Source organism: Bosea sp. 685, from assembly GCF_031884435.1.
Lineage (GTDB): Bacteria > Pseudomonadota > Alphaproteobacteria > Rhizobiales > Beijerinckiaceae > Allobosea.
Genome location: NZ_CP134779.1, coordinates 2,807,491 through 2,834,297 on the forward strand (window position 1 = coordinate 2,807,491; position 26,807 = coordinate 2,834,297).

Sequence of the window (26,807 nt, forward strand, 5' to 3'; positions counted from 1 at the left end):
TATGCTCGACCTCAGGCCGAAGCAGTCAGCGGCGCCTCGTCCGCGATGACGCAGCGATAGGCGTCGATAGTCCGCGCCACATGGCGCTCGATTGTCAGCGGGTCGGCCCAGTAGCGGCGATAGGCAGCCTCCCCCATGGCGGCGGTTACGGCATCGTCTTTCATCCGCTCGAGCGCCACCGCCAGTCCCTCGACATCGCCGCCATCGACCAGAATCCCGTCCTCGCCATCGACGATCCAGCTCGCTGGCCCAGTGGTGCGCGCCAGTACGACCGGCACGCCGAGCGAGCGCGCCTCGGCAATCACCAAAGGCCCCGGCTCGTACCAGAGCGAGGGCAGCACGAGGCAGCGCGCCTGGGCGATCTCGTCGAACACGCGCTCCGCTGGAACCCAGCCGCGAATTTCGGCGTCAGGATTGATCCGCCCGATCTCCTCCGCCAGCGGCCCCTCGCCGACGAAACGCACCGGCATGCCGGCGCTTAGCGCTGCACGCGCCAATATGTCGCCAGCCTTCTCCTGCGTGAAACGCCCCAGAAACAGCGCATGCCGGTTGCTCGCAACGTCCGCCGGCGGGCGCCTCTGCGCCTCCATCATGTTTTCGACCACGACATGGCGCGCGCTCTTCGGCAGGAACGGCTCGGCGAAGCGCCGGGCGAAATCGCTGACATGGATGAAGAGCGGCGCCTTGAGACTGCGCATAGCCTCGTCCGAGCGCCATTGCCGGGCGACGCGCACCAGCTTGTGGACGTAAGAGGCGCGGTCGCAATTGCTGGCGATGCAGCTGACCGACATCGGCTCGCGCGTACAGGGGGCCCCCGCCTTGAAGTCGAAATAGCCACCGACGGGACAAAACGAGAAATAGTCGTGCATGGTGATTGCGACCGGCAGCCCGCTCTCGCCCGCCGCCGCGATCGCGGCCGGGCTGAAGGCTTTGGTCCATTGATGCAGATGGACCAGCGTCCCGGCGGGCTGGCGCGACAAGAGCGCGCTCAGGAAGGCATGGGCCGGCGCATTCCAGATGCCCTGGCGCGCCGCGGCCAGCTTGCTGCCGACTTTCCAGATCTCTTCGCCCCGGAACATTTCGACCTGGATGCGCGGATGATCGAGCCGGTCGGAGACGGGGCCGATGGCGCAGGCGAAGACGATCTCGACGCCGGCCTCGGCCAGCCCCCGCGCACTCTCGATCGCGACCTTGGCTGCGCCGCCATTGACCGAGCCAAAATCGCTGATGATCACGCTGCGCATGCCTACACTCCCGCGACCTTCGCCCGAATGATCCTCGGGAGAAGCGGACCCCGCCAGCGCGACAATGCGTCGAAACGAAAAGCCTGAACGCTTCCCGGAGCCGAGGGATCGGAGCGCACCCTACAGGGCGAAAGGTTGATATTTCGTCGGAGGAAGCCGGGCGCGCCGCCTCAGCGCAGTATGAGAGCCGCGAAACCGGCGACCGCCGCGAGCGCGGCAAACAGCCAGACGAGATGCGAGGTGTGCGGTGCCTGGGAGGAGAAGTTGGGAAGCGGGCCGAGATCCTCGTGGCCGAAAGCCTCACCGGCCATGCGAGCCGCCCGTTCGAGGCCCGCGACTCTGATGTTCGGCACTGACTGACGCAACGTCACAACAACCTCCTATAACCGGGACCCTATCGCCTCGCGGCGATCCGCATAACCCCGGTAGCCATTTGATGATCCTCGCTCCGGTGTGGTTAACGCAGACTGAACAGAGCTGGTTCCAGACTCATTTGCCGAGTCTCGTGACGAATGCGCGACACTCTGTCCACAGCGCCGCATCGTATGGCGCGCCCTGTCGCATTTTTCCTCAAGCCATTTGCGCCTATAGGCAGTGTCGCAGCGCGGTTTGTATCTGCCTGCGCTATCATTCGCAGTTGCGAATCAGGGAATCGACCACGGCCATGACGGAGAACGGCGATCTTTTCGGCGGGGATGGCGACCGGCAGCCACCGGCGCAGCCAAAGCCGGAGCCGCGCGCCGTGGCTTCCGCTCCCGCCAATCCCGCAAAGCCCTCTCCCCCCCGGCGCCGCCACGCAACGGCACCTTGTCTGAAGCCGGCTATGACGCCTCGGCGATCGAGGTCCTCGAAGGGTTGGAGCCTGTGCGGCGCCGGCCCGGCATGTATATCGGCGGCACGGATGAGCGCGCCCTGCACCATCTCTTCGCCGAGGTGATCGACAACGCCATGGACGAAGCCGTGGCGGGACACGCCAGCTTCATCGATGTCGAGGTGCTGGAAGACGGCTCGATCGCCGTAACCGACAACGGCCGCGGCATTCCCGTCGACCCGCATCCGAAATTCCCGGGCAAATCGGCGCTCGAAGTCATCATGACGACGCTGCATGCCGGCGGAAAATTCGACTCCAAGGCCTATGAGACCTCCGGCGGCCTGCACGGCGTCGGCGTCTCCGTGGTCAATGCCCTGTCCGACCGGCTCGAGGTCGAGGTCGCGCGCGGCAAGATGCTCTACCGCCAGCACTTCTCGCGCGGCTTGCCGCAGGGCCCGTTGGAGACGGTCGGCGCGGTCGCCAACCGGCGCGGCACGCGCGTGCGCTTCCACCCCGATGCCCAGATCTTTGGCGAGGGCGCGCATTTCGTGCCCGCACGCCTGTTCCGCATGGCCCGCTCGAAGGCCTATCTCTTCGGCGGCGTCGAAATCCGTTGGCGCTGCGCGCCCTCGCTGCTGCAGCCTGAAGGCGATGTCGCGGCGGAAGCCATCTTCCGATTCCCAGGCGGCTTGCGCGACTATCTTGGGCGCGAGATCGAGGGCAAGGACCTCGTCGCCGAGCCGATATTCTCCGGCAAGATCACCAAGGATGGCGGCCATGGCTCGCTCGAATGGGCGATTGCCTGGCTTGCGACCGGCGAGGACGGCTTCTCCTCCTCCTATTGCAACACGATCCCGACGCCCGAGGGCGGCACGCATGAGCAGGGCCTGCGCGTCGCGTTGCTGCGCGGTCTGCGCGACCATGCCGAGCGCATCGGCCAGTCCAAGCGCATGGCCCAGGTCACCTCCGACGACGTGATGGCGACCTGCGCCGCGATGCTCTCGGTCTTCATCCGCGAGCCGGAGTTCCAGGGCCAGACCAAGGACAAGCTGGCGACGCTGGAGGCAGCCCGCATCGTCGAGAACGCGGTGCGCGACGCCTTCGACCATTGGCTCGCCGCCGCGCCGCAGCAGGCCTTGCGCCTGCTCGACTGGTCGGTCGACCGCGCTGAGGAGCGCTTGCGCCGCCGCCTCGAAAAGGAAGTCTCGCGCAAGACCGCGACCCGCAAGCTGCGCCTACCCGGCAAGCTTGCGGATTGCTCGAGCGCGGGCGCCGCCGGCTCCGAGCTCTTCATCGTCGAGGGCGATTCCGCCGGCGGCTCGGCCAAGCAGGCGCGCAACCGTGCGACGCAGGCCATTCTGCCGTTGCGCGGCAAGATCCTGAACGTCGCCAACGCCACCCGCGACAAGCTCAACGCCAATCAGCAGCTCGCCGATCTGATCCTGGCTCTGGGCTGCGGCATCGGCCTCCAGTTCCGCGAGGATGACCTGCGCTATGAGAAGGTCATCGTGATGACCGACGCCGATGTCGATGGCGCCCATATCGCCTCGCTGCTGGTGACCTTCTTCTGGCGGCAGATGCCGCGCCTGATCGAGAAGGGCCATCTCTACCTCGCCGTGCCGCCGCTTTACCGGCTCCAGCATGGCGGCAAGTCGGTCTATGCCCGCAACGACGCCCATAAGGACGAGCTGATCGAGAGCATCTTCAAGGGCAGGAAGCCGGAGATCAGCCGCTTCAAGGGCCTGGGTGAAATGATGCCGGCCCAGCTCAAGGAAACCACCATGGACCCGGCCAAGCGCATCCTGCTCAAGGTCATGGTCGAGCACGAGGCTCGCGACGAGACCTCGGAGACGGTCGAGCGCTTGATGGGCAACAAGCCGGAAGCCCGCTTCATCTTCATCCAGGAGCGCGCGGCCTTCGCCGGCGAGCTCATCGACCTGTGAGGCGCCAGGCCTGGCAAGCCCGGCCAGGCCATTGGCACCCCTTCGTTTTCGGGAGCCTGCCCGTCATAGCTGCCGGGCTGCCAAGACGGATCGGAGCCGGCACCTTGCCGGCATGTCGAACAAACCCTCCCGCGATCCCCGCCACGTCTTCGCGAGCCATGCGGCTCGCTCCCCGCAAGCCTGGCCGGTAACCGCATGGGGCAGCCTCCTCCCTCTCAAGCTCGACGCCACGGCGATCTGGTTTCCCCCGGCTGGGACGACATCGGAATTTTCCACGCCATCGCCACGAGCGGGGCGCTGGCCGTGGCGGCGGCGCAACTCGGGCTGAGCGAAGCGACGGTCGCCCGAAGGCTGAAGGCTTTCGAGGCAAGGCTCGGGCTGCAACTGTTCCGGCGCGCCGCCAATCGCCTGATCCTGACCGAGATCGGCCAGGCCCTGACGCGGGATGCAAGCGAGGTCGCCGCCGCCGCCGAGCGTTTTTCCAGCCGGGCGCGGGCAGCGCGCGCCTCGGACAGTGCGCCGGTCAAGATCACCGCCACGACCTCGATCAGCCTGTTCCTGACGATGCATGCGACGACGATTTCCGCCGCCGCCGGAGGGATCGAAATCGTCATCATCAGCACCCGCGACAAGCTCGACCTCGCGCGGGGCGATGCCGACATCGCGTTGCGCATGAGCAAGGTGCCGGAACAGCAAGGTTATTTTGCCCAGAAAATCGGGCGGCTCGTGCAGGCGCTCTATGTCCGGCGGGATATCGACCCTGCGACGGCGCCGATCATCTCGGTCAGCCGGGACGTGTCGTCGCGAATCGAAGAGCACATCCTCGAATGGGCTGCAGGCCGCCCTGTCGCGGCGCGCGTCGGCGATTCAGCGGCGCGCTACGAAAGCGTCCGCTCGGCCGGCGCGGTCTCGATGGTCCCGTGCTTCATGGGCGACGCCGATGAGACGCTGGTGCGGCTGCAGCCGCCACCGGATCGGACTGCGGACGAGATATTCCTGGTCTCGCATGAGGTTTCGCGGCAGCGGCCCGCCGTTCTTGCCGTGCTGGGCGCTTTGCGAGAGCTGTTTCGCAGCAATCGCGCCAGACTCAGCGGCCAGTTGAGCCCAGAGATCGACACCGCACGGCTCTAGCGGTTTCATAGATGACGCCGGATCGCGGCAAGGATTTGCTAACCGTCTTTTTACCGCTGATGGCGCAAGGTCATCGTGAAGGGTGCCTTGGCGCCCAAACGGTGCGGAGCGGGCCAGATGCGGCTGATCGAACTCTTCTGGAAGAACGAGCGCGGCACTATGGTCGCCAACGTCGCCAAGGCGGCCGCCGTGATCGGTTTCCTGTCGGTCGTCGCGGTGAATTTCGTCTCGACCCAGACCGCCAAGCTCGACACCGAGCGTCTGACGCAGATCGCCTCCGCTGCCTCGAAAGGCAAGCCGGTCGATCCGATGATCACGGGCTCGCTTCAGAAGACGGCGAACCAGACCCGTCTCGACCCCTGCGTGGTCCCGCGCTGAGATTTTAGGGCGGTTTCCGATCTGATGAGATCGTTCGATTGCTCTAGCTAGGCCATTGTTTTAACGCGATTTCTTCATGCGAGCCGGTGTCCGCTTCGCTCGAAAGCGCTTTATCCGAGCCAGGCCAGCAACTCGCCGGTCACGGCATCCGGCGCCTCAAGCGTCGAGAGGTGGCCGCAGCCCGGCACGACCACCAGCCTGGCATTGGCACCGATCCCGGCCGCGATCTCCTGTGCCTCGCTCAGTGGCGTGATCAAATCCTCCTCGCCGACCAAGGCGAGCGTCGGCACGCCAATCGCCGCCAGTCCGAGCCGCGAGTCGGGCCGCGTCATGATCGCGCGCTGCTGCCGGATAAAACCGTCCACACCGACCTCTTCCGCCATCCGCCTGACGAACAACCGCAGGGCCTCGTCGGCAAGGCGCGCCGGCGCGACCAAGCGCTGCCAGAGCAAGGTCGTGACATTGTCGAAGGCCCCCTTCTGCGCCAGGGCGATCATCTGTTCGCGCGGTGTGTTCGTCTCCGGCGTCGCCGGCTTGGCGCTGGTGTCGAGAAGCGCCAATCGCGTGACGCGCCCCGGCGCCTGCCGCATCACTTCGAAAGCGATATAGCCGCCCATGGACAGGCCGCAGAGCGCGAAGCGCGGCGGGGCCGCAGCGAGCAGCCGTCGCGCGATGGCGTCGAGAGTTTCGTCGCGCGCGTGCTCGGCGACGAGGATCGGCCTGCCCCCAGTGGCCAGAGCCGGCCATTGCGGCGCATAGAGGGAGGCGTCGCAGCTCAACCCCGGGATCAGAACAAGCGGTTCCTGCATGGCGTCGATCATATCCGTGATGGCCTCGTTCCAAATTCAAAGCGCGATGCCGTTCGAAAGCCATGCCCCAGTTTTCGACATCACTCTCTAGTTTATTGACTTCGCCGCGCTTTTTCTGCATTGCACGGAAGTCCGAAGGCGCGCTGGAAAGAGATGTCGCGCCACCGTCGCGGTTGATAGGTCATCCCGCCTCGAGTAACCGACCCTGAAGAAGCGCAACAATCGATGTCATTTGCCGAACTCGGCCTGAGTGAAAAGGTTCTGACTGCGGTCACGACTGCAGGCTACACCACGCCGACCCCGATCCAAGCCCAGGCCATCCCCCACGTTCTCGCCCGCCGCGACGTTCTCGGCATCGCCCAGACCGGTACAGGCAAGACGGCAGCCTTCACCCTGCCCATGCTGACCATTCTGGAAAACGGCCGCGCCCGGGCCCGGATGCCGCGTACCCTGATCCTGGAACCGACACGCGAGCTCGCCGCCCAGGTCGAGGAGAACTTCTCCCGCTACGGCGTCAACCAGAAGCTCTCCGTCGCGCTGCTGATCGGCGGTGTCTCCTTCGGCGACCAGGACGCCAAGATCACCCGCGGCGTTGACGTGCTGATCGCGACGCCCGGCCGCCTGCTCGACCACGTCGAGCGCGGCAAGCTGCTACTCACCGGTGTCGAGCTCCTCGTCATCGACGAGGCCGACCGCATGCTCGACATGGGATTCATCCCCGACATCGAGCGGGTGTGTAAGCTTGTGCCCTTCACGCGGCAGACCTTGTTCTTCACCGCGACGATGCCGCCCGAGATCACGCGCATCAGCGAGCAGTTCCTGCACAATCCGGTGCGCATCGAGGCCTCGCGCCCGGCAACCGCGGCGACCACGATCACGCAGCGCCTGATCGCCTCTAACGGGCAGGATTTCGAGAAGCGCGAGACATTGCGCAAGCTGATCAAGGAAGCCAAGGATCTGCAGAACGCGATCGTGTTCTGCAACCGCAAGCGCGATGTAGCAACGCTGCATAAGTCCTTGCAGAAGCACGGTTTCCCGGCCGTCTCACTTCATGGCGACATGGACCAGTACGCCCGCATGGCGGCGCTGGAATCCTTCCGCACCGGCGAGAACCCGATCCTGGTCGCCAGCGACGTCGCCGCCCGCGGGCTCGACATCCCCGCGGTCAGCCATGTCTTCAACTATGATGTGCCGACCCATGCCGAGGATTACGTCCACCGCATCGGCCGCACCGGCCGCGCCGGCCGCGAGGGTGCCTCTTTCACCATCGTGACGCGCCATGACGAGAAGCTCGTCACGGCGATCGAGAAGCTGATGGGCCAGCCCATCGCCTGGGAAGGCGGCGGCGTCGATACATTGCCGCCCGGCGCTCCGCGCGAGGAGCGCCATGGCGGTCGCGGCGGACGTGGAGAGGATCGCCGTCCGGCGCGTGGCGGTGGCCGTGGTCGCCCCGAGCGCGGCCCTCGCGCCGAGCCCGAGACGACACCGCGCCCGATCCGGGTGGAACGCCCCGCCTCCGATGACGAAGCCGCGCCGCGCCGCCGTCGCCCCGAGGCGGACGGGCCGACGAAGACCAAGATCCGTGGCGAGAGCCCCGCTCCTCAGGCCGCCAAGCCGGAGCGGGCGCCGGAACCTCGTTCAGCCAAGCCGGAGCGCGGCCCCGAGCCTCGCGCCGCCAGGCCTGAGCGCGCTGCTGAGCCGCGTCGGCGCGACGATGATGATGGTCCCAAGGTCAAGGGGCTCGGCGATCATGTGCCGGCCTTCCTGATGCGTCCCGTCAAGGTCGGCTGAATCCCAGAGTCCATAACAGCCTCTAATAAGATCTGACCTTAGGGCATAACCTGGCATTAACTCAGAGGCGTCATGTTTCCCGAATGGCTGCTGTTAGCGCAGCGGCCATGAACGGGCGCATGCCGCCGTTGAGACGGACAGGATGTCCCGCTTCGATGTGCAATCGAGGCTGTCATGGTCGAAAGCCATGAACCGGCTTCATGTCCGGGCTATCGGCAATGAGCGACCACGCGCAGATTTCCGCTCAATCCTGTGATCTGGCCGATCAGGTCGTCGCGGCGATGCGCGAACACGGTTCCCCGGGTTATCCGCGCGCTTTCGAGGTCTGGTACGCCCATCTCAGCGGCGAGATGCCGGCCGTGAGCATGGCGATGAACGCGATCCTCGCCGGCAGCGAGGGCAAGGTCGGTGTCGCCGACATCGACAATCTCTATGAGCGCTTCATCGGCAATGACCGGCTTGCCAAGCAGGCCGAGCGCACGAGCCTCCAAGTGCTGGGCGAGATCGACGGGCTGATGTCGCTGGTCGACAAGACGCTTGTGTCCAGCGAGCGCTATCATGGCCGCCTCTCGGCCATGTCGGAGGACGTGCCGCCGCCGGCCGACCGGCTGAGGCTGCGCGAATGGGTCGAGGCGCTGGTGCTGTCGACGCGCGAGGAGGTCTCCCGCAAGACCCAGCTCGAAGCCCAGCTCCGCAACAGCTCCAACGAGATCCGCAATCTCCGTGAGGCGCTGGAGATGACCCGCGCCGAGGCTCTGACCGATCCGCTGACCGGCCTCGCCAACCGCCGCCATTTTGAGGAAATGCTGCAGAAATCGATCGATCAGGCGACTTTGCGCCGCGAGCCCTTCGCGCTGGTCATGGCCGATATCGACTACTTCAAGAAGTTCAACGACGCCCATGGCCATCTCACCGGCGACCAGGTGCTGCGCCTCGTTGCCCGCACCATGAGGGACAAATTCAAGGAAAAGGCGGTGATCACCCGCTTCGGCGGCGAGGAATTCGCGATCATCCTGCCGGAGGCCGACCTCGTCGCCGGCAAGTTCGGCGCCGAGACCGTGCGCCAGGCCCTGCTGACGCGCGAACTCGTAAAGCGCTCGACCAACGAGAATCTCGGCCGCATCACCATCTCGCTCGGCGTCGCAGGCTATCGTCGCGGCGATACCGCCGGTTCGCTCGTCGACCGCGCCGACCAGGCCCTGATGCAAGCCAAGCGCGACGGCCGCAACCGCACCGTCACCGAAGAGGCGCTCGAAGCCTTGAGCCGCGTAGCTTGAGGCGAGACGCCTTTTGCCGCGCCGCCTCGCGCGCGAGATCCGTCCAGATTCTCAACGTATCCAAGTCATCCAGCGCGGCATCCGGCAGGCTCCAATAGCCGAGCGCGCGCTCACGGCTGCGCGCTTCATAGGTAAAAGGCCGGCAGCCAGCGGCAACGAAGCGCTCCAGCGTCGCAGGAGAGATCTTGAGATAGATGTCACCCTTGAAGACCAGGGCGAAGATCGTCTCGCCGTCATAGACACCGAGACCGCCGAACAACCTGCGCACCCGCACCGGCAAGATATCTGCGAAGAGTTCGCGGATGCCTTCGGCATCCATCGCGGCGGGCTCAGTGCGCCGCGAGCGCGCTCTCGGCGCGGGGCTTGATCTCGACCGATTCGCCGCAGCCGCAGGCCGAGACCTGGTTCGGGTTGTTGAATACGAAGGTCGAGGAGAAGCGGTCGGTCTTGAAGTCGAGCTCGGTGCCGAGCAGGAACAGCACGGCCTTGGCGTCGACGATCACGGTCGCGTCCTTCTCGGAAACGACTTCGTCGCCCTTGGCCGTCTCGCGCGCCACCTCGAAGGTGTATTCCATGCCGGCGCAGCCGCCCTTCTTGACGCCGACCCGCAGGCCGAGCGCCGGAGCGTCGGGATTGTCGAGCGCCGACTGCGCCATGATCTCGCGGATGCGCGAGGCGGCCGCGTCGGTCAGGGAGACCACCTTCAGGCCTGGAATCGAAAACATCAGAGTGTCCCTCCTCGATCGGGTTAAAGGCCCGATGAAGCAAGATTGCAGTCCACAACATAAGGATTGGTGAGCACAACGTCGAGATGCCGGAGTGCACGGCCGTCCTTTCACTGCGCGCATTGCGTGAAGCGCCCGCTCATGCACTGTGGCCGCCTCGAAGAAGGGACGAAGACGACAGACGATGACCTACCGCACGCACCGCCCCGAAGCGCTCCGCGCCCTCATCCGCGACATGGTCACCAAGGCCGGCTGGACGGAAGCCGAGGCGCGGGAGACCGCCGACCATCTCGTCCTGGCCAATCTGAGCGGCCATGACAGCCATGGCGTCGGGATGATCCCGCTCTATTTCCAGTCGCTGGCCGACGGCAATCTGAAGCCGCAATCCAGGCCCCAAGCCCGGCTCGACGCTGCTCCCTTCCTGATCGTCGATGCGCAGGTCGCGCTCGGCCAGCCCGCTGCCCGCAACGCAGTCGAGCAGGCTGGCGCAATGGCGAAGGCCGGCGGTGTCGCGATCCTGAACCTGCTCGATTCCCACCATATCGGCCGCATCGGCCATTATGCGGAAGTTGCTGCCGAAGCCGGGCTGATCTCACTATTCTGGGTCAATGTCGCCGGACGCGCACCGATCGTCGCCCCTTTCGCCGCCAAGGAAGCGCGCTTCGGCACCAACCCGCACGCGATCGGCATTCCGGTGCCGGAGGGCGATCCGATCATCCTCGATTTCGCCACCAGCCGCATGGCCCATGGCAAGGCCCGCGTCGCGCTGAACAAGGGCGTTCCGGTGCCGCCGGGCTACATCATCGACGGCGAGGGCCGGCCGACCACCGACCCCAAGCACGTCTTCCAGCACGCCATCCCGGACCTGCCGCTGGGCGCGCTCCTACCCTTCGGCGACCATAAGGGGGCAGGCCTCTCACTGATCGCGGAACTGCTCTCGGCCGGGCTGATGGGCGCCGCCCGCATCGACGAGAAGCCGCAGAAGAGCTGGATCATCAATTCGCTCTTCGGCGTGCTGATCGACCCTGCCCGGCTGGAGCCCGACGCCTCGCTCCGCAAGAGCCGGATCGAGAGCTATCTTGCCTTCGTGCGCGCCGCCAAACCGCAGGACGAGGCCAATCCCGTCCTGGCGCCGGGCGACAAGGAGCGCGCGACGCGGGTCGAACGGGCCACGGCCGGCATTCCGCTCGACGACGAGACCTGGTCGCAGATCGGTGCGGCGGCGAAGCGCTTCGGCATCGACGCCGAGAGCTACTGAACAGGGCAGCGACGATGACGCTCGCTGAATACGACGCCTTCTGCGCCACCCTCCCCGCCACGAGCCATGTCGTGCAATGGGGCGATGCCCATGTCTGGAAGGTCGGCGGCCAAGTCGGCGGCAAAGTCTTTGCCATCGCCAGGGAGAGCGCGGACGAGGCCTTCGCGGTGACCTTCAAATGCTCCTGGGCGAGCTACGACATCCTGAAGGAGCAGCCGGGCCTGCGCCCTGCCCCCTACCTCGCCTCACGCGGCATGAGCTGGATCCAGCGTCAAACCGATGAGGGCATGCCCGATGAGGTCTTGCTGGACTATCTGCGCGAGAGCCACCGGTTGATCGCCGCCAAGCTGAGCAAACGCGTCCGCGCGGAACTCGGCCTCGAGGCTTGAAACGCGCGGTATCCCGCCGCGATTTCGGACCAGACGAGACTCCTTAGAGCAGCGCCTCGCCGCGCAGCACCGGCACGCAGGAACCGCCGACCGTGGCGCGGATGCCGTCGGGCGCGCGCCAGGCCTTGAGCTTGAGCAGGCTCGGCCGCCCCATCTCGACGCCCTGCGTCAGCGTGAACTCTGCCGTCTCGCCGCCCTGAAGGGATAGCAGGAGCGCAGCCGTCGTGGCGCTGGCGCTGCCGGTTGCGGGATCCTCCCAGGTGCCGCCGAGCGGCGCGAACATCCGCGCCCGGATCGTGGCGCCGTCGCGGGCATAGATGAACAGCGCGAGCCGGCCCTCGAGCGCGGGCGTCGCGTCACGCAGGGCCCGGAAGGCCGCGATGTCCGGCAGCGCCTTCGACAATGCATCCGCGGCGACCTCGGCAAGGACGAAATGCACACCGACCGAAGCGCGGACCGGACGATGGTTGGCGACCACGATGTCGGAGGGCTGGAGACCGGCGCAGGCCGCGATCCCCTCGACCAGCAACTCTATTCCCGTGGAGAGAGCCTGGGGCGCGGCGATGGTGGCGCCCTGAACCTCGCCTTGCGCGTTGCTGGCGACCCTGACCTCGACCAGCCCGGCCAACTCCTCAAAGCGCAGCACACTGTCGCGATCCCGCCCATGGCGGGCCAGGACGAAGGCAGTGCCGACATTGGGATGTCCGGCGAAGGGCATCTCGTGACTGCGCGTAAAAATGCGCACGCGGGCGTCGTTGGCGGCATCGCTCGGCGGCAGGACGAAGGTCGTCTCGCTGTAGTTCATCTCCGCCGCAAGCGACTGCATCTCAGCATCCGAGAGACCGCGCGCATCGGTGAAGACGGCAAGCTGGTTTCCGCCGAAACGGGTCTCGGTGAAGACGTCGACGGTCTCATAGGCATATTTGCGCATGGCTGGCTCCGGCGGGCGGCATCACGCCCCGGCTTCAGATGCCACCGTTTCGCGGCTCGCAGAAATGAACAAAGCGAATGCGATCGATCAGAGCAGGAAATGGAGCCCAAAACCGAGAATGATGAAGCCGGCCGCGACGACCTGCGCCACGAAAAGCGGCTTCAACCGAAAGGCTTGTTCCGCATGCAAGCCGGCGCGCTCCGCGCGGGACATACGTTCGCGCGCCTTGAACTGCGCGGCAAGGCCGCTGCTCGCCCCGTCGCGTTCCAGGTCCATGCGCACCGCGATGAAGCCGATGACGAGGCCGAGGATGCCGAGACCGAAGAAACCGACCAGCCGCAAGGCGCCATAGGTCACGCCAAGCAGCAGCGCCGCCAGGATCGGAAAAGCGACGTAATCCCACTTCGTCATGCGCATGATGCCATCATGCATGCGCAGCGGGAGAGCGTCCAGCTCACCACATATCGAGTGCTACTCTCGCCTCGTCGGACATGCGCGACTGGTCCCAAGGCGGATCGAAGGTCATGTTGACGGTCACGCCCGAGACGCCCGGCACGGTGCTGACAGCGTTCTCCACCCAGCCCGGCATCTCGCCGGCGACGGGACAGCCCGGCGCGGTCAGTGTCATGTCGATCGCGACCTGGCGATCATCAGCGATGTCGACGCGATAGATCAGGCCGAGTTCGTAGATGTCGGACGGGATTTCGGGATCGTAGACCGTCTTCAGCGCGGCGACGATGTCGTCGGTGAGCCGATCGATCTCCTCGGGCGGCAGGCTGGAGCTCGCGCCCATGGTCGGCGCATTCGGCTTCAGTTCCTCGGCAGTATCGGTCATCGCTCATTCCAGTTCAGGCGATCAGCCGTCACGCAAACAGCGTTTCGGCCTTCCGCAGGGCTTCGACCAGTTTATCGACTTCCTCGAGCGTGTTGTAGAGCCCGAATGAAGCGCGGCAGGTCGATGTCACTCCATATCGGGCCAGAAGCGGCATGGCGCAATGGGTGCCGGCCCGAACCGCGACGCCGGCCCGGTCGATCACGGTCGCGACATCATGGGCATGGGCGCCCTTCATCTCGAAGGCGATGATGGCGCCCTTCTGCCGGGCCTTGCCGAATATGCGGATCGAGTTCATCTCGCCGAGCCGCTTCATGGCGTAGTCGTTGAGGCTCGCCTCATGCGCCGCGATGTTCTCACGGCCGAGCGCCATCATGTAGTCGAGCGCCGCGCCCAGACCGACCGCCTCGATGATCGCCGGCGTGCCGGATTCGAAGCGGTGCGGCGGGTCGTTATAGGTGATCGCGTCCTCGCTGACGGTGACGATCATCTCGCCGCCGCCTTCATAGGGCGGCAGCTTTTCCAGCCATTCACGCTTGCCCCAGAGCACGCCGGAGCCGGTCGGCCCATAGGTCTTGTGCCCGGTGAAGCAGTAGAAATCGCAGCCCAGCGCCTGCACGTCGACAGGCAGATGCACCGCACCCTGGCTGCCGTCGACGACCAGCGGGATCTTGTAGGCCCGGCAGATCGCCGCGACCTCCGCGATCGGCACGATCGTGCCGATCGCGTTCGAGATATGCGTCAGCGAGACCACCTTGGTGCGCGGCGTGATCAGCTTCTCGAACTCCTCGACGAGGAAATTGCCGTCCTCGTCGACCGGAGCCCATTTGATCACCGCGCCTTGCCGCTCGCGCCAATAGTGCCAGGGCACGATATTGGAGTGGTGCTCCAGGATCGAGAGGATGATCTCGTCACCCTCCTGGATCTTCAGATAGCGCCCGAGCGAGGATGCGACCGTGTTCAGCGAGCCTGTCGAGGAGCGCGTGAAGACGATCTCCTCCAGATGCGCCGCGTTGAGGAAGCGCCGGACGCTCTCGCGGGCCGCCTCATAGGCTTCGGTCGAGGCGTTGGCGAGGTAGTGCAGGCCGCGATGGACATTGGCGTAGTCCTCGCGCATCAGCTTCGTCATCGCCTCGATCACGACCTCGGGCTTCTGCGCAGAGGCCGCATTGTCGAGATAGACCAATGGCTTGCCGTAGACTTCTCGCGACAGGATGGTGAAATCCTTGCGGACCGCCTCGACGTCGTAAGGTTTCGCCATCGCGTTCATGTCACGCCTTTCCCGGCTCGCGCGGCTTGTCGACAAGGGCGCCGGCATGGCCCCAGTTCTCGCGCTCGATCTCCTGGATCACGATATGCGTGTTCGCGGGATTCTTGCCGAGCACGCGCACCAGCGTGTCGGTGAACTCCTTGACGATCTCCGCCTTCTGCTCGCGGGTCGCGCCCTTGGTGATCTGGAGATTGATGTAGGGCATCAGACCGCGCTCACCACCGAGGAGGCTTCGCGCAGGGAAAGCCAGGCTTCGATCTCGGCCATGACGAAGGCGCGCAGATCCTCGTCAGTCACGAACTCGACCGCCTCACCGGCGAAAGCCTGCAGCACCAGGGCTTCGGCCTGCGGCCGCGGCAGGCCGCGCGCCATCAGGTAGAAGAGTTGCTCGCCATCCATCTGCGCGACGGTCGCGCCATGGCCGCAGACCACGTCGTCGGCGAAGATTTCGAGCTCCGGCTTGTTGAACATCGAGGCGCCGTCGTTCAGCAGCAGCGTGTTGCTCTTCATGCCGCCATCGGTCTTCTGCGCATGGGGGCGCACGATGACCTTGCCCTGGAAAACACCGGTGGCCTCGCCGCCGATGATGTTCTTGAACAGCTCGCGGCTGACACCGTGAGGCACCGCATGGTCCATCACCAAAGTGACGTCGGAATGCTCGGCTCCGCCAAGCAGATTAACGCCCCGCAGGCCGATCTCGCTGTGTTCGCCGGCATATTTCACGAAATATTGCTGGCGCAGCGTGGCCGCCTTGCAGACCAGCGCAAAGCTCTCGAACTTGGCGTGAGCGCCGACTGTCGCGAGCAGGCTCTGCACCTGCACGGTCTCCGGAACCTGGCGCGTGACGAGGCGCAGATGCTGCACATCGCTCTCGTCACCGGTCTCGAAAACGATCGCGCCGTTGATCTGGGACGCCTTGGGCCCAGTGCTTTCGCTGACTTCGATGATCGTCGCCTTGACACCCTTGGCCGCGAGCACGACCGAGCGGTGGAAGATCGCAGTCTCCTCCTCGCCTGAAGCCAGCGAGACGATAGCGATCGGCTGATCGAGCTCGACACCTTCCGCAATCTCGATAAAGACGCCGTCGCGCATCAGCGCGGTATTGAGCATCAGGCCGGTATCGCTATCGGCGATGCTCGGCCCCGACAGGACGCGGGCCAGGTCCTCGCGGGCCGAGACCAGCGCCTCGGTCAGCGGCTGAACGCTCACGCCTTCGGGCAGGCCTTCAAGCGTCGAGAACTCGGGCGCGAAAGCGCCATCGACCAGCACGAGCCGGACGCCGTCGAATGGCAGCGCCGCGAGCCGGGCGGTGATCGCCGGCGTGACACTGGCAGCGGTCGCCAGCGGCTTCGCCTCGCGCAGCAGACCGCGCAGATCGGTATAGCGCCAGGATTCGAGCCGGCGATGCGGCAGGCCCTTGGCCTCGAAGCCGGCGAAGGCATCCTCGCGCAGCTTGCGCACGGGCAGTGTGCCGGGCAATTCGGCCTTCACATTGGCGAATTGCTGCGACAGGGCCTGCTCGGCCGCCGTCTTCAGCGGGGTGACTATGGCCATCACGCCGCCTCCGCATAGGCCGCATAGCCGCTCTTCTCGAGCTCCAGCGCCAGTTCCTTGCCGCCGGTCTTCACAATGCGACCCTTTGACATGACGTGCACCGTGTCGGGCACGATATGCTCGAGCAGGCGCTGATAATGGGTGATGACGAGGAAGCCGCGGCTCTTGTCGCGGAGCGCGTTCACACCCTCGGCGACGATGCGCAGCGCGTCGATGTCGAGGCCGGAATCGGTTTCGTCGAGGATGCACATCGAGGGCGAGAGCAGCGCCATCTGCAGGATTTCCATGCGCTTCTTCTCGCCGCCGGAGAAACCGACATTGAGCGGCCGGCGCAGCATGGCCTTGTCGATGCTGAGCGCATCGGCTGCGCTGTTCACGCGCTTGATGAAGTCGGGCGTCAGCAATTCGGCCTCGCCGCGCGCCTTGCGCTGCGCGTTCATCGCAGCCTTCAGGAACGTCATGGTGGCGACACCGGGGATCTCCAGCGGGTACTGGAAGGCGAGGAAGATGCCGGCGGCGGCGCGCGCATCGGCCTCCATCTCCAGCACGTTCTCGCCGTTCAGCAGGATCTCGCCGTCGAGGACCTCATAGTCCTCCTTGCCGGCGATGACATAGGAGAGCGTCGATTTGCCGGAGCCGTTGGGGCCCATGATCGCGGCGACCTCGCCGTCATTGACGGTGAGGTTGAGGCCATTGAGGATCTGCTTGTCTTCGTCAGCGATCTTGACGACGAGATTGCGAATTTCGAGCATTGTTTCGTTCCTGTGTCATCCCGTGCGCGGTGCAGCGCGAAGCGATGCGCCGCAGACACGGGACCGTTTTGTCCAGTGATAGTCCTGCAGGCGGTCCCGCATCTGCGAAGCGGCACTGGGCGCCGCATCGCGTGCGGGATGACCGCCCTTATCCAACGGAGCCTTCCAGCGAGATCGTGATCAGCTTTTGCGCCTCGACGGCGAACTCCATCGGGAGTTGCTGCAGCACCTCCTTGACGAAGCCGTTGACGATCAGCGCCACCGCATCCTCCGCCGAGAGGCCGCGCTGCTGGCAATAGAACAGCTGGTCCTCGCCGATCTTGGAGGTCGTCGCCTCATGCTCGAAGATCGCGGTCGCGGTCTTGGCCTCGATATAGGGGATGGTGTGCGCGCCGCACTGGTCGCCGATCAGCAGCGAATCGCAATTGGTGAAGTTGCGCGCGCCCGTCGCCTTGCGGTGGGCCGAGACCATGCCGCGATAGGTCGAGTCGGATTTGCCCGCCGCGATGCCCTTGGCGATGATCTTCGAGGTCGTGTTCTTGCCAAGATGGATCATCTTGGTGCCGCTATCGACCTGCTGCGCGCCATTCGACACCGCGATCGAGTAGAACTCGCCGCGCGAGCCGTCGCCGCGCAGGATGCAGGATGGGTACTTCCAGGTGATCGCCGAACCGGTCTCGACCTGCGTCCAGGAGATCTTCGAGTTCTTGCCCCGGCAGTCGCCGCGCTTGGTGACGAAGTTGTAGATGCCGCCCTTGCCCTCGGCATCGCCGGGATACCAGTTCTGCACGGTCGAGTATTTGATCTCGGCATCGTCGAGCGCGATCAATTCGACCACGGCGGCGTGAAGCTGGTTCTCGTCGCGCTTGGGCGCGGTGCAGCCTTCGAGATAGCTCACATAGGAGCCCTCATCGGCAATGATCAGCGTGCGCTCGAACTGGCCGGTGTTCTGTTCGTTGATCCGGAAATAGGTCGACAATTCCATCGGGCAGCGCACGCCCTTGGGGATGTAGACGAAGGAGCCGTCGGTGAAGACGGCGCAGTTGAGCGTCGCGAAATAGTTGTCGGTCACCGGCACGACGGTGGCGAGGTATTTCCGCACCAGCTCGGGATGTTCCTGGATCGCGTCCGAGATCGAGCAGAAGATCACGCCGGCCTCGGCCAGCTCCTTCTTGAAGGTGGTGACGACCGAAATCGAGTCGAACACCGCATCGACCGCGACCCGGTTTTCCGGCGCAACCCCGGCCAGAATCTCCTGCTCACGCAGCGGGATGCCGAGTTTCTTGTAGGTCTCCAGGATCGCCGGATCGACCTCATCGAGCGATTTCGGATCGGCGCCCTTCTTCGGCGCGGCGTAGTAGTAGATGTCCTGATAGTCGATCGGCGGGTACTGCACGCGCGACCAGGCCGGCTCGGTCATGGTCTTCCAGCGGCGGAAGGCGTCGAGCCGCCATTCCAGCATCCATTCCGGCTCGTTCTTGCGCGCCGAGATGTAGCGCACCGTGTCTTCGGTCAGGCCCTTGGCGGGCTTGTCGACCTCGATCTCGGTGACGAAACCGTATTTGTATTCGGTCACGTCGATCGACTTGACCTGATCAATGGTCTCTTGGACCGCTGCCATTGCCTACTCTCCAGTCGCGGGTTCAAGGCCCGCCGGTTTGGTCATCTATCGGAACATTCAGGCGGCCGCCTGAATCTCCCGGCCCTTGGTCGCGGCCAGTGCCTTCGCATAGGCCGCCAAAAATTGATCGATCTCTGCCTCGCAGGTGGTCCATCCGAGGCTCGCCCGCAAGGCCCCTGCGCTCATGGCAGGGTCGACGCCCATGGCGTCCAGCACATGCGAGCGCTTGACCTTGCCCGACGAGCAGGCCGAGCCGGAAGACAACGCGACGCCATTCAGGTCGAGCATGATCAGCGCCGTCTCCGCCCGAGTTCCCGGCGTGGCGAAGGCGCTGGTGTTGGGCAGGCGCGGCGCGGCGCGGCCGAAAATCACGGTATCGGGCGCGAGAGCCTGAAGCCCGGCCTCCAGCCTGTCGCGCAAGGCGGAAAGCCGATCAGCCTCCGCCTCGATGGCCTTGGCTGCAATCTCCGCCGCCATCCCGAAGCCGACAATGCCGACCACATTTTCGGTGCCGGCGCGCCAGCCGCGCTCTTGCCCGCCACCACGCATGGGCTTGTCGGCAAGCTCCAGCGCCCCGGTGCGGAAGACGAGCGCGCCGACGCCCTTCGGCCCGCCCAGCTTATGGGCGGACAGCGTCAGAACATCGACGCCCAACCTATTGATATCTATGGCGATCTTGCCGGCGGCCTGGACCGCGTCGCAATGCGTCAGCGCCCGGAAACTCCTGGCGAGGGCAGCAATCTCGGCAATTGGCTGGACCACGCCGGTCTCATTATTGGCAAGATGCAGCGAAACCAGCGCGCGCGCGCCTGGCTGCTCCGCGGCAAACCGCTCTAGCCGTCCCGCGAGCCAATCCTTGTCGGCCAGCCCGTCCGCATCGACCGGGATCGCCTCGGCCGCACCGACCGGGAACCGATGCCCGTCGCGAATGCAGGCATGCTCGGTTGCGCCATGGAGCAGCAGCGAAGCCGGCGTCCTCACGCAGTCGCGCCCGCCGCTGCAATCCATCAATCCAGGCGACAGCACGGTCGCATTGGCTTCGGTGCCACCGCTGGTGAAGACGACATTGGCGGCCTTCGCCCCGACGAGCACGGCAACCTGCGCCCGCGCCTGCTCGATCGCGGCACGGGCTGCCCTGCCCTCATTGTGAACCGAGGATGGGTTCCCAGGCAGCATCAGCGCGCACGCCATCGCCTGCGCCACGTCCGGCCGCACCGGCGTGGTCGCATTGTGGTCGAGATAGGCGCGGGTCGCTCCCGTCACGATCTCACTGGCTCCGATCCTGCCTCGCGGAAGACGGTCGGCACGAAATGCTTGAAATTGCACCCATGCGCCGTGCTATAGCCGCCCGTCCGAACCGGCCGTGGCTGGGACGACGGCTGCGCCGAAATGATGCGCTACCCGTCGGTTCCCGTATTGTTCACGGCTGTTAGAACTATTCTAAGCGCTTGATGTAGGGCGCGAGCGGCGGGGTCGTCAAGGGCGACCGGGCATTTTCGGCGGCATTTGCGCGCTGTTTTGCCCGGCGCGCGCGGCCTTGGCCCAACAAAAGGCGAGACGACAATGCCAGAGGTGATTTTCAACGGACCGGCCGGCCGGATCGAGGGCCGTTACCAGCCCGCCAAGAAGCGCGGCGCGCCGCTCGCGATCATCCTGCATCCGCACCCGCAGTTCGGCGGGACGATGAACAACCAGATCGTCTACAACCTGTTCTACACCTTCGTGAACCGGGGCTTTTCGGCGCTGCGATTCAATTTCCGCGGCGTCGGCCGCAGCCAGGGGCATTTCGACCACGGTGCCGGCGAGCTCTCGGACGCGGCCGCGGCGCTCGACTGGATGCAGGCGCTCAACCCCGAGGCCAAGAGCTGCTGGATCACCGGCGTCTCCTTCGGCGCCTGGATCGGCATGCAGCTCCTGATGCGCCGCCCCGAAATCGAGGGCTTCATGTCGATCGCGGCGATGGCCAACCGCTATGACTTCTCCTTCCTGGCGCCTTGCCCCTCCTCTGGCCTGTTCGTGCACGGCTCGGAAGACCGCGTCGCGCCGGTGAAGGAGGTCATGGCGGTGATCGAGAAGGTGAAGACCCAGAAGGGCATCCTGATCGAACATGCGGTGGTCGAGGGCGCCAACCATTTCTTCGACGGCCGTGTCGACCAGCTGATGGAGCAGGTCAGCGCCTATCTCGACCGCAATGTCGGCCCCGAGATCCCCAAGGAAGAGCGCGAGGCTCAGGAGCAGGAGTAGTCCTCAGCTCCGACCGCCCCTCGCCATCATGCTCGCCCTTGTGGCGAGCATCCATGTCTTGAATACCGCTCTCGACGAGTGAAGACGTGGATGGTCAGGACAAGCCCGACCATGACGGGCGGCCCCGATCGGGCCATGATGGCTCGCCTGCCGCGCGATGGTTGCGAGCCATGCCAAACGAACCAGCCAGCCGATTGATCATGCCATGACCAGCTTCAAATCAGACCTTCTCCATGTCCTCTCCGAGCGTGGCTACGTCCACCAGATCTCGGATCCCGAGGGCCTGGACGCTGCTGCGCTCAAAGGGCCAATCAGCGCCTATATCGGCTTCGACGCGACAGCGACCTCGCTTCACGCGGGCTCGCTGATCCAGATCATGATGCTGCACTGGATGCAGGCGACCGGCCACAAGCCGATCGCGCTGATGGGCGGCGGTACTTCGATGGTCGGCGATCCCTCCTTCAAGGAGGAGTCACGCAAGCTGCTGACGGTCGAGGACATCGAGCGCAACCTCACCGGTATCAAGCGCGTCTTCGCCAACTATCTCGATTTCGGCGGCGAATCCTCGTCGACGAACTCTGCGACGATGATGAACAACGCCGACTGGCTGCTCGGGCTGAACTATCTCGAATTCCTGCGCGACGTCGGCCGACACTTCTCGGTCAACCGCATGCTGTCCTTCGACAGCGTCAAGACACGGCTGGAGCGCGAGCAATCGCTGTCCTTCCTCGAATTCAACTACATGATCCTGCAGGCCTATGACTTCGTCGAGCTGAACAAGCGCACGGGCTGCATCCTGCAGATGGGCGGCTCCGACCAGTGGGGCAATATCGTCAACGGCATCGACCTCGGGCACCGCATGAGCAATGTCCAGCTCTATGCCCTGACCTCGCCGCTGCTGACGACATCGTCTGGCGGCAAGATGGGCAAGACGGCCTCGGGCGCCGTCTGGCTCAACGCCGAACTCATGGGCGCCTATGATTTCTGGCAGTTCTGGCGCAACACCGAGGACGCTGATGTCGAGCGTTTCCTGAAGCTCTACACCACGATGCCGATGGCCGAGATCGCCCGGCTTGCGGCGCTGGGCGGCGCCGAGATCAACGAGGCCAAGAAGATCCTCGCAACCGAGGTCACAGCCATGCTGCATGGCCGGGAGGCTGCCGAGGCGGCGTCCGAGACTGCGCGCAAGACCTTCGAGGATGGCGCGCTTGCAGACGATCTTCCCAGCGTCGCCGTGGCAAGGTCCGAGCTTGAGGCCGGTCTTGGCGTGCTGACCGCCTTCGTCAAAGCCGGCCTCGTGCCCTCGACCGGCGAGGCGCGGCGGCAGGTCAAGGCGGGCGGCCTTCGGGTCAATGACGCTGCCGTCACGGACGAGCGCGCAACGCTGACGCTCTCGGAGCTCTCGGGCGAAGGGGTGATCAAGCTGTCCTTCGGCAGGAAGAAGCACGTCCTGCTGCGGGCGCAGTAGAGCATTTTCGAGCGAAGTGGACACCGGTTCGCGTGAAGACAATGCGATAAAACAAGGAGGCAGAGCATTTCCGCGATTCGGAGAAACGCGGAAATGCTCGCAACATATCGGCCCAAAATGCGGGCTTTGGTTTCCGAAGAAGCCATCGCAACACTGGAAACGAGAACGCCGGAGCGGGTATTAGACCGCTCCGGCGTCGTGGCTTCAGCGCCCCGGCGCCGGGGCGACCTGCGGCTGCTGGATCGGCGAGCCGCCGAGCGGATCGACGAAGCGGCGCAGGATGCCGGGTGCGAGCGCCGAGAGCGGATTGATCGTCATGGTCGGAGCGCTTGCGGCGCCCGATATCCGGAAGTTCACGGCGAACAACCCGCCATACTGACTGCCACCCCCGAGCAATGCGCCAACGACCGGCACCTGGGCGAAGGCGTTGTTGAGGGCGTAGCCCGGCACGAAAGTGCCGCCAATATCGACCCGATCCCGGCCATAATCGACATTGCCCTGCAAGGTGAAGCCGAGCTGCTGTCCCCAGATCACCATGTCGGACACATCGAACCGGCTGGCTGAGCGGCTGAAGACGGCCCTGAGCTTGGTGAAAGCGACTTCGCTGACGTCAATCCGCAGCGGCGCCGGCGCCGGCCCCGCGCCACCGGTTCGATCCCCAGCCGGCGCCGCTCCCGGCTGCTCGCCGACGACCCGGCGCAAAGCCGGCTCGTCACGCACGACGAAGTCGCGGAACAGCAATTCGCCGCCCTGGCGCGTATCGCTCGGCCCCATGCTCAGGATGAGGTCGCCACCATAGGCGCGCCGGTAGAGATCGGCGAAGCGCAACAACGCGCCGCCATTCTCGGACTGGATGACGATTGCGCCCGGCGTATCGCCTTGTCGCCCCTGCTTGGCTGTGACTTCGGCCCGGCCGATCCGGCCCTGGAAGGCAAGCGCGCGCGTCTCGCCGCCGCGCTTCGACAGTTTGAGCGAAGCATTGCTGATTGCCTCGCTGTTGAAGCCGGTCAGGATCGGGACGTCGAGGTCGATATCGAGATCGCCGCCCTTGGCCGCATTCTTGTCGCCGCGCGCAGCTGGCCCCGACGCGCTCTGCAGGTCGCGGATGAAGGGGCGCACATCCGCCACAGCGCCGCGAATGACAAGCTTGGTCACATTGCCGTCGCGCTTGGCATCGACCTTGAGATTATCGCCCGGCGAGATCTTGAGCTGGGACAGCGTCGCGTTCTCGAAACCGTTCTGCTTATTCAGTTCGATCCGGCCCTTGATCAGGGCCGGCGCCGCGTCCAGCACGAAATCCTCAAGGTCGGGGCCATTGGCGTCGGCGACATAGCTGAAGCTCACACGCCCTGCCCGACCGGCCGCCTTGTTGAGGCCCGGAATGACACCGTCGAGCGTCGCCTTGGTCAGATCGATCTCGACGCGCGGTGGCGTATCGACGCCCTTGCCCAGCGCCTTCGCCACCTTGACCTGAACAGGGCCGCCGATGCCGCTCTCAGGCCCTAGCCCGCGCCTCTGGCGCGCGGCGCTGTCGAGCTGCATGGACAAGCTCGCCTCGCCCTTGCCGTGGCTGTCCTGGCGAACCTCGATCTGGCCGCGATCGCCACCGATGCGAGCCTCTCCCTTTATCAGCAAGCCGGCCTTGTCGAAGTTCCAGCTCAGATTGCCGCCTTCGAGCTTGTCGTTGCCGAGCATCACATCAGACGAAATATTGGACAGCGTGCCGACGCTCTGCACCACGACCTCGCTGGGCTTGGGGTCGTCGGCCAATGGCAAGTTGATGACGGTCTTGAGGTCGGTCATGCCCTTGATCGCGGCAGGGTCGAGCGGTCCCGATGAGAAATCCTTCAGGGCCGGGAAGGTGAACAGCGCCATCAGCGCCTCCATCGGCCCCGTCGAGCGGAACGCCACGCGCGCCGGCGCTCGCTGCATCCAGGTCTCGGCCATGCTAAAGCTGCCCTCGCTCAGCATGAGTTGCCTGCCGCTGCCCAGATCAGCCGCAGCCTTGGCGATCTGGAGCTGCACCGTTCGCCCTGTCGTCTTGCCTGAGACGACACCGTCGACCAGCGGCGGAAGCCCAGGCCCGGGCAAATAGCGCACCTGATTGGCCTCGATGACAACGCTAAGTGCGCCATCGGGCAAGCCAGCCCCCTGCAGGAAACGGGCGTGATCCTCGGCCGGCAAATCGAGTTCGACCGCGAGACTCCCGATCCGGCCAGCCGCGAATTGCCGCGACAACGCGGTATGGACATCGGGCGAGGTCCAGCGCGGCCACAGTGCCAGCACGGCTCGGACATCGGAATCTGTGGCCTTGATCGAGAAGCGTTGTGTCGGCGATTCGCCGGTCTTCTGTACCAGCCCCGTCATCTCGGCCGTGATCGCGGGCCCCTTCACCGACATGGCGTCGATCCGCACCTCGTTCGAGCGCGGATCGAGCAGCAGATTGGCCTTCAGGTTGTCGATGGCGACAGGCGGCTCCTGATCGACCCCAGGAATCTGGCCGGCAGCGTCCAGATCCAGCCTCCAGGCACCGTTCTCCTCGCGCAGCGTGCCGGCGCCCTTGAGCCGGGTCGCACCGGCATTCAGCTCGCCCATCGATATCTGGAGTACGGAGAAATCATTCTCGCTCGCGACCTCGATATGGGCCGATTCGACGGCGATCGGCGCCAACGGCCCGCCCGGAAACTGGATGGTGCCCGGCAGCACGTCGATCCGGGCCGTGATCGCCTTCTGGCCGTCCGGCTTCTGGGTCAGCGTCGCGCGGCCCTTCAGCGGCAGGCCCTCGATGGTAATCCCGCCGCTACCGAAGGCGAGCGCCACGACCTCGGCGGGCTCGAAACGGACGATGTCGATATCGGCGCGCTGCGTACCGTCGGCCTCGCTCGACAGATCGACCGCGAGCTCCTTCCAGCGCTGCCCGGTGCGGCCCTTCGCGCTCAGCCGCGTCGTCCGCTCGCCCGTGCGTGTCAGGCTGATCTCGACATCCTCGAAACCGGCGCGTTGGCGCCCATCAGGGTCGATCAGCGACAGGCGGGCGCCATGCATGCCCGCCGTCTGCAGCGCACCGAGCAGGCCTTGGCCCTGCGCCAGCGTCGCGACCGCTCCCATGATGCCGGTGAAGGCGTTCCACTGGCCCGTATCGGGCAGCGTCGAGGCCGGCTGCACTTCGGCGGGAGCCGAATCGGCATTGACAATCAGCGCCCCGTTCTTGTCGACGCCGAGGCGGACATTGACGCCGCGCAGATCGACCGAGACCAGTTTGATCTCCCCCAGCAACAGCGGAAGCGGCTCGTAGCCGAGCACGGCCTCGGGCGCGCGGATGACCGCGCCGCTGGTATGGCGAAACGTGACCTGCCTGACGCGCAGCTGCGAGTGGCCGTCGATGCGGCCGAGTTCCGCGGCCGCCGCCTCGACTGTCCAGCCCGCGCCCAGTCTCTCCTCGATCGCGCCGGCGATGCGCCCCTCGAGGCCCGATAGCGGGATCAAGCCCGTGACCAGAAGCGTCACGGCAGCGCCCGCCAGGGTCAGAACGGCGACGATGACTGCGACCGCGATCGTGACCAACCCGGCCTTCGCCCGCTTCTTCACAGCTGCGATGTCGCAGGCCTCCTGCGCGGCGGCAGTTGCCTCCGCCGGCGGGGTGCTCCCGTTCGCGTGCTGCTCTTGCAATGCCTGCGTCGTCCTGCGTTCGGGAAAGGCGTTTTCACGGGGGGTGGCCGTCAGCACTCGGACGTCAACGCCCGAATCCGGACGATGTTTCGGCGTCGCGCTCGAATCGGCATCGATACGAATAAAAACATACTAGCGGCTGCGCCTGCGCGCGCCATATTGAAGCCAGGTGGCGGAGCGCTGCTCTTGCAGACCGAAGGCGACGAAAGGAAGGCGAAACATGGCATTGAGGCAAGGCGACAAAGCCCCCGATTTCACGCTCGCGCGGGATGGCGGCGGCACGCTTTCGCTCGCTGGCCTCAAGGGACGAAAGATCGTCCTCTACGCCTATCCCAAAGACGACACACCGGGCTGCACCCTGGAGGCGATTGCGTTCAACGGCCTGCGCAAGGCCTTCGCTGACGCCGGCACGGAGATCGTCGGTATCTCGCCAGACCCGGTGAAGAGCCACGACAAGTTCAAAAAGAAGCACGGACTCGACTTCGCGCTCGCCGCCGACGAAACGCTGACCGCGCTGCAGGCCTATGGCATCTGGGTCGAGAAGAGCATGTATGGCCGCACCTATATGGGCGTCGAGCGCACGACCTTCCTGATCGACCAGGATGGCAAGATCGCCCGGATCTGGCCCAAGGTGAAGGTCGCCGGCCACGCCGACGAAGTCCTCGCCGCCGCCCAGGCGCTATGACACGGAACCGACAGGTGCGCCCTCG

25 protein-coding genes are annotated in these 26,807 nt (G+C 65.4%); 10 read left to right on the forward strand and 15 right to left on the reverse strand.

The window, feature by feature from the left end:
* Nucleotides 1-11: 11 nt before the first annotated feature.
* Both RMR04_RS14705 and RMR04_RS14710 read right to left on the reverse strand, forming a co-directional pair.
* The gene (locus tag RMR04_RS14705) at nucleotides 12-1,244 is read right to left on the reverse strand and encodes a glycosyltransferase family 4 protein (RefSeq protein ID WP_311915333.1); all 1,233 of its coding nucleotides are present in this window, start codon (nucleotides 1,242-1,244) and stop codon (nucleotides 12-14) included.
* Nucleotides 1,245-1,414: 170 nt separating this feature from the next.
* Entirely contained in the window at nucleotides 1,415-1,615 is a 201-nt protein-coding gene (locus tag RMR04_RS14710) for a hypothetical protein (RefSeq protein WP_311915334.1), read from the reverse strand.
* Nucleotides 1,616-2,051: 436 nt separating this feature from the next.
* Here RMR04_RS14710 and parE point away from each other — a divergent pair, with 436 nt between their 5' ends.
* The 3 genes from parE to RMR04_RS14725 all read left to right on the forward strand — a co-directional run bounded on the left by parE (nucleotide 2,052) and on the right by RMR04_RS14725 (nucleotide 5,507).
* Nucleotides 2,052-3,998, forward strand: coding sequence for a DNA topoisomerase IV subunit B (parE, locus tag RMR04_RS14715; RefSeq protein WP_311915335.1), 1,947 nt, complete (start codon nucleotides 2,052-2,054; stop codon nucleotides 3,996-3,998).
* A 195-nt stretch (nucleotides 3,999-4,193) separates the two neighbouring features.
* Nucleotides 4,194-5,129 (forward strand): LysR family transcriptional regulator, encoded by a 936-nt coding sequence (locus tag RMR04_RS14720; RefSeq protein WP_311915336.1) that lies wholly within the window; start codon nucleotides 4,194-4,196, stop codon nucleotides 5,127-5,129.
* Nucleotides 5,130-5,246: 117 nt separating this feature from the next.
* Nucleotides 5,247-5,507 (forward strand): hypothetical protein, encoded by a 261-nt coding sequence (locus tag RMR04_RS14725; RefSeq protein WP_311915337.1) that lies wholly within the window; start codon nucleotides 5,247-5,249, stop codon nucleotides 5,505-5,507.
* Between the two features lie 110 nt (nucleotides 5,508-5,617).
* On the opposite strand, the gene RMR04_RS14730 is transcribed toward RMR04_RS14725, so the two are convergent.
* A complete protein-coding gene (locus RMR04_RS14730) occupies nucleotides 5,618-6,316 on the reverse strand; it encodes an alpha/beta fold hydrolase (protein ID WP_311915338.1) in 699 nt (232 codons plus the stop codon).
* A 225-nt stretch (nucleotides 6,317-6,541) separates the two neighbouring features.
* Between RMR04_RS14730 and RMR04_RS14735 the strand changes: the two genes are divergently transcribed.
* Together RMR04_RS14735 and RMR04_RS14740 are read left to right on the forward strand one after the other, a co-directional pair.
* On the forward strand, nucleotides 6,542-8,107 hold the full coding sequence (locus RMR04_RS14735; protein WP_311915339.1) for a DEAD/DEAH box helicase: 1,566 nt from the start codon (nucleotides 6,542-6,544) through the stop codon (nucleotides 8,105-8,107).
* A 218-nt stretch (nucleotides 8,108-8,325) separates the two neighbouring features.
* Nucleotides 8,326-9,384: a GGDEF domain-containing protein gene (locus RMR04_RS14740; RefSeq protein WP_311915341.1), complete on the forward strand. Its 1,059-nt coding sequence runs from the start codon at nucleotides 8,326-8,328 to the stop codon at nucleotides 9,382-9,384.
* Here RMR04_RS14740 and RMR04_RS14745 read toward each other — a convergent pair.
* Both RMR04_RS14745 and RMR04_RS14750 read right to left on the reverse strand, forming a co-directional pair.
* Complete coding sequence (locus tag RMR04_RS14745; protein ID WP_311915342.1) at nucleotides 9,344-9,703, reverse strand: TfoX/Sxy family protein; 360 nt, start codon at nucleotides 9,701-9,703, stop codon at nucleotides 9,344-9,346. The genes RMR04_RS14740 and RMR04_RS14745 overlap by 41 nt on opposite strands.
* A gap of 10 nt (nucleotides 9,704-9,713) precedes the next feature.
* On the reverse strand, nucleotides 9,714-10,109 hold the full coding sequence (locus tag RMR04_RS14750; protein ID WP_181011698.1) for a HesB/IscA family protein: 396 nt from the start codon (nucleotides 10,107-10,109) through the stop codon (nucleotides 9,714-9,716).
* A gap of 184 nt (nucleotides 10,110-10,293) precedes the next feature.
* Here RMR04_RS14750 and RMR04_RS14755 point away from each other — a divergent pair, with 184 nt between their 5' ends.
* Nucleotides 10,294-11,367: a malate/lactate/ureidoglycolate dehydrogenase gene (locus tag RMR04_RS14755; RefSeq protein ID WP_311915344.1), complete on the forward strand. Its 1,074-nt coding sequence runs from the start codon at nucleotides 10,294-10,296 to the stop codon at nucleotides 11,365-11,367.
* Between the two features lie 14 nt (nucleotides 11,368-11,381).
* A complete protein-coding gene (locus RMR04_RS14760) occupies nucleotides 11,382-11,756 on the forward strand; it encodes an MmcQ/YjbR family DNA-binding protein (protein ID WP_311915345.1) in 375 nt (124 codons plus the stop codon).
* Between the two features lie 43 nt (nucleotides 11,757-11,799).
* Here RMR04_RS14760 and RMR04_RS14765 read toward each other — a convergent pair whose 3' ends face one another.
* The 9 genes from RMR04_RS14765 to RMR04_RS14805 form a co-directional block, all read right to left on the reverse strand.
* A complete protein-coding gene (locus RMR04_RS14765; protein ID WP_311915346.1) occupies nucleotides 11,800-12,687 on the reverse strand; it encodes a PhzF family phenazine biosynthesis protein in 888 nt (295 codons plus the stop codon).
* Nucleotides 12,688-12,774: 87 nt separating this feature from the next.
* Nucleotides 12,775-13,104: a hypothetical protein gene (locus RMR04_RS14770; RefSeq protein ID WP_311915347.1), complete on the reverse strand. Its 330-nt coding sequence runs from the start codon at nucleotides 13,102-13,104 to the stop codon at nucleotides 12,775-12,777.
* Between the two features lie 37 nt (nucleotides 13,105-13,141).
* Nucleotides 13,142-13,480, reverse strand: coding sequence for an SUF system Fe-S cluster assembly protein (locus RMR04_RS14775; RefSeq protein WP_410492264.1), 339 nt, complete (start codon nucleotides 13,478-13,480; stop codon nucleotides 13,142-13,144).
* A gap of 70 nt (nucleotides 13,481-13,550) precedes the next feature.
* Nucleotides 13,551-14,789 carry a cysteine desulfurase gene (locus RMR04_RS14780; protein WP_311915348.1) on the reverse strand — a complete coding sequence of 413 codons (1,239 nt, stop codon included), beginning with the start codon at nucleotides 14,787-14,789 and terminating at the stop codon, nucleotides 13,551-13,553.
* A gap of 1 nt (nucleotide 14,790) precedes the next feature.
* On the reverse strand, nucleotides 14,791-14,994 hold the full coding sequence (locus tag RMR04_RS14785) for a tautomerase family protein (protein ID WP_092165436.1): 204 nt from the start codon (nucleotides 14,992-14,994) through the stop codon (nucleotides 14,791-14,793).
* Entirely contained in the window at nucleotides 14,994-16,343 is a 1,350-nt protein-coding gene (locus RMR04_RS14790; RefSeq protein ID WP_311915349.1) for a SufB/SufD family protein, read from the reverse strand. Before RMR04_RS14790 ends, RMR04_RS14785 begins: the two co-directional genes overlap by 1 nt.
* A complete protein-coding gene (gene sufC / locus RMR04_RS14795) occupies nucleotides 16,343-17,095 on the reverse strand; it encodes a Fe-S cluster assembly ATPase SufC (protein WP_311915350.1) in 753 nt (250 codons plus the stop codon). The genes RMR04_RS14790 and sufC overlap by 1 nt, the downstream gene beginning before the upstream one ends.
* A gap of 148 nt (nucleotides 17,096-17,243) precedes the next feature.
* Nucleotides 17,244-18,716, reverse strand: a complete 1,473-nt coding sequence (sufB, locus tag RMR04_RS14800) for a Fe-S cluster assembly protein SufB (RefSeq protein WP_311915351.1) — start codon at nucleotides 18,714-18,716, stop codon at nucleotides 17,244-17,246.
* Nucleotides 18,717-18,773: 57 nt separating this feature from the next.
* Nucleotides 18,774-19,979 carry a cysteine desulfurase family protein gene (locus RMR04_RS14805; protein ID WP_311915352.1) on the reverse strand — a complete coding sequence of 402 codons (1,206 nt, stop codon included), beginning with the start codon at nucleotides 19,977-19,979 and terminating at the stop codon, nucleotides 18,774-18,776.
* Between the two features lie 300 nt (nucleotides 19,980-20,279).
* Here RMR04_RS14805 and RMR04_RS14810 point away from each other — a divergent pair, with 300 nt between their 5' ends.
* A complete protein-coding gene (locus RMR04_RS14810) occupies nucleotides 20,280-20,960 on the forward strand; it encodes an alpha/beta hydrolase (RefSeq protein ID WP_069691513.1) in 681 nt (226 codons plus the stop codon).
* Between the two features lie 205 nt (nucleotides 20,961-21,165).
* The gene (tyrS, locus tag RMR04_RS14815) at nucleotides 21,166-22,428 is read left to right on the forward strand and encodes a tyrosine--tRNA ligase (protein WP_311915353.1); all 1,263 of its coding nucleotides are present in this window, start codon (nucleotides 21,166-21,168) and stop codon (nucleotides 22,426-22,428) included.
* A gap of 204 nt (nucleotides 22,429-22,632) precedes the next feature.
* Here tyrS and RMR04_RS14820 read toward each other — a convergent pair whose 3' ends face one another.
* Entirely contained in the window at nucleotides 22,633-26,154 is a 3,522-nt protein-coding gene (locus RMR04_RS14820) for a hypothetical protein (protein WP_311915354.1), read from the reverse strand.
* A 163-nt stretch (nucleotides 26,155-26,317) separates the two neighbouring features.
* Here RMR04_RS14820 and RMR04_RS14825 point away from each other — a divergent pair, with 163 nt between their 5' ends.
* The gene (locus RMR04_RS14825; protein ID WP_311915356.1) at nucleotides 26,318-26,782 is read left to right on the forward strand and encodes a peroxiredoxin; all 465 of its coding nucleotides are present in this window, start codon (nucleotides 26,318-26,320) and stop codon (nucleotides 26,780-26,782) included.
* The last annotated feature ends 25 nt before the right edge of the window (nucleotides 26,783-26,807 follow it).

Excerpts from the sequence above, each read along its gene's own strand:
- RMR04_RS14720 (WP_311915336.1), top strand. The coding sequence starts at position 4,194 with ATGGGGCAGCCTCCTCCCTCTCAAGCTCGACGCCACGGCGATCTGGTT.
- sufC (WP_311915350.1), bottom strand. The coding sequence starts at position 17,095 with ATGCTCGAAATTCGCAATCTCGTCGTCAAGATCGCTGACGAAGACAAG.
- RMR04_RS14755 (WP_311915344.1), top strand. The coding sequence starts at position 10,294 with ATGACCTACCGCACGCACCGCCCCGAAGCGCTCCGCGCCCTCATCCGC.
- RMR04_RS14760 (WP_311915345.1), top strand. The coding sequence starts at position 11,382 with ATGACGCTCGCTGAATACGACGCCTTCTGCGCCACCCTCCCCGCCACG.
- RMR04_RS14785 (WP_092165436.1), bottom strand. The coding sequence starts at position 14,994 with ATGCCCTACATCAATCTCCAGATCACCAAGGGCGCGACCCGCGAGCAG.
- RMR04_RS14735 (WP_311915339.1), top strand. The coding sequence starts at position 6,542 with ATGTCATTTGCCGAACTCGGCCTGAGTGAAAAGGTTCTGACTGCGGTC.
- RMR04_RS14740 (WP_311915341.1), top strand. The coding sequence starts at position 8,326 with ATGAGCGACCACGCGCAGATTTCCGCTCAATCCTGTGATCTGGCCGAT.
- RMR04_RS14745 (WP_311915342.1), bottom strand. The coding sequence starts at position 9,703 with ATGGATGCCGAAGGCATCCGCGAACTCTTCGCAGATATCTTGCCGGTG.
- RMR04_RS14750 (WP_181011698.1), bottom strand. The coding sequence starts at position 10,109 with ATGTTTTCGATTCCAGGCCTGAAGGTGGTCTCCCTGACCGACGCGGCC.
- RMR04_RS14790 (WP_311915349.1), bottom strand. The coding sequence starts at position 16,343 with ATGGCCATAGTCACCCCGCTGAAGACGGCGGCCGAGCAGGCCCTGTCG.
- RMR04_RS14730 (WP_311915338.1), bottom strand. The coding sequence starts at position 6,316 with ATGCAGGAACCGCTTGTTCTGATCCCGGGGTTGAGCTGCGACGCCTCC.
- RMR04_RS14765 (WP_311915346.1), bottom strand. The coding sequence starts at position 12,687 with ATGCGCAAATATGCCTATGAGACCGTCGACGTCTTCACCGAGACCCGT.
- RMR04_RS14775 (WP_410492264.1), bottom strand. The coding sequence starts at position 13,480 with ATGGGCGCGAGCTCCAGCCTGCCGCCCGAGGAGATCGATCGGCTCACC.
- RMR04_RS14725 (WP_311915337.1), top strand. The coding sequence starts at position 5,247 with ATGCGGCTGATCGAACTCTTCTGGAAGAACGAGCGCGGCACTATGGTC.
- sufB (WP_311915351.1), bottom strand. The coding sequence starts at position 18,716 with ATGGCAGCGGTCCAAGAGACCATTGATCAGGTCAAGTCGATCGACGTG.
- RMR04_RS14825 (WP_311915356.1), top strand. The coding sequence starts at position 26,318 with ATGGCATTGAGGCAAGGCGACAAAGCCCCCGATTTCACGCTCGCGCGG.
- RMR04_RS14810 (WP_069691513.1), top strand. The coding sequence starts at position 20,280 with ATGCCAGAGGTGATTTTCAACGGACCGGCCGGCCGGATCGAGGGCCGT.
- tyrS (WP_311915353.1), top strand. The coding sequence starts at position 21,166 with ATGACCAGCTTCAAATCAGACCTTCTCCATGTCCTCTCCGAGCGTGGC.
- RMR04_RS14705 (WP_311915333.1), bottom strand. The coding sequence starts at position 1,244 with ATGCGCAGCGTGATCATCAGCGATTTTGGCTCGGTCAATGGCGGCGCA.
- RMR04_RS14770 (WP_311915347.1), bottom strand. The coding sequence starts at position 13,104 with ATGCGCATGACGAAGTGGGATTACGTCGCTTTTCCGATCCTGGCGGCG.
- RMR04_RS14780 (WP_311915348.1), bottom strand. The coding sequence starts at position 14,789 with ATGAACGCGATGGCGAAACCTTACGACGTCGAGGCGGTCCGCAAGGAT.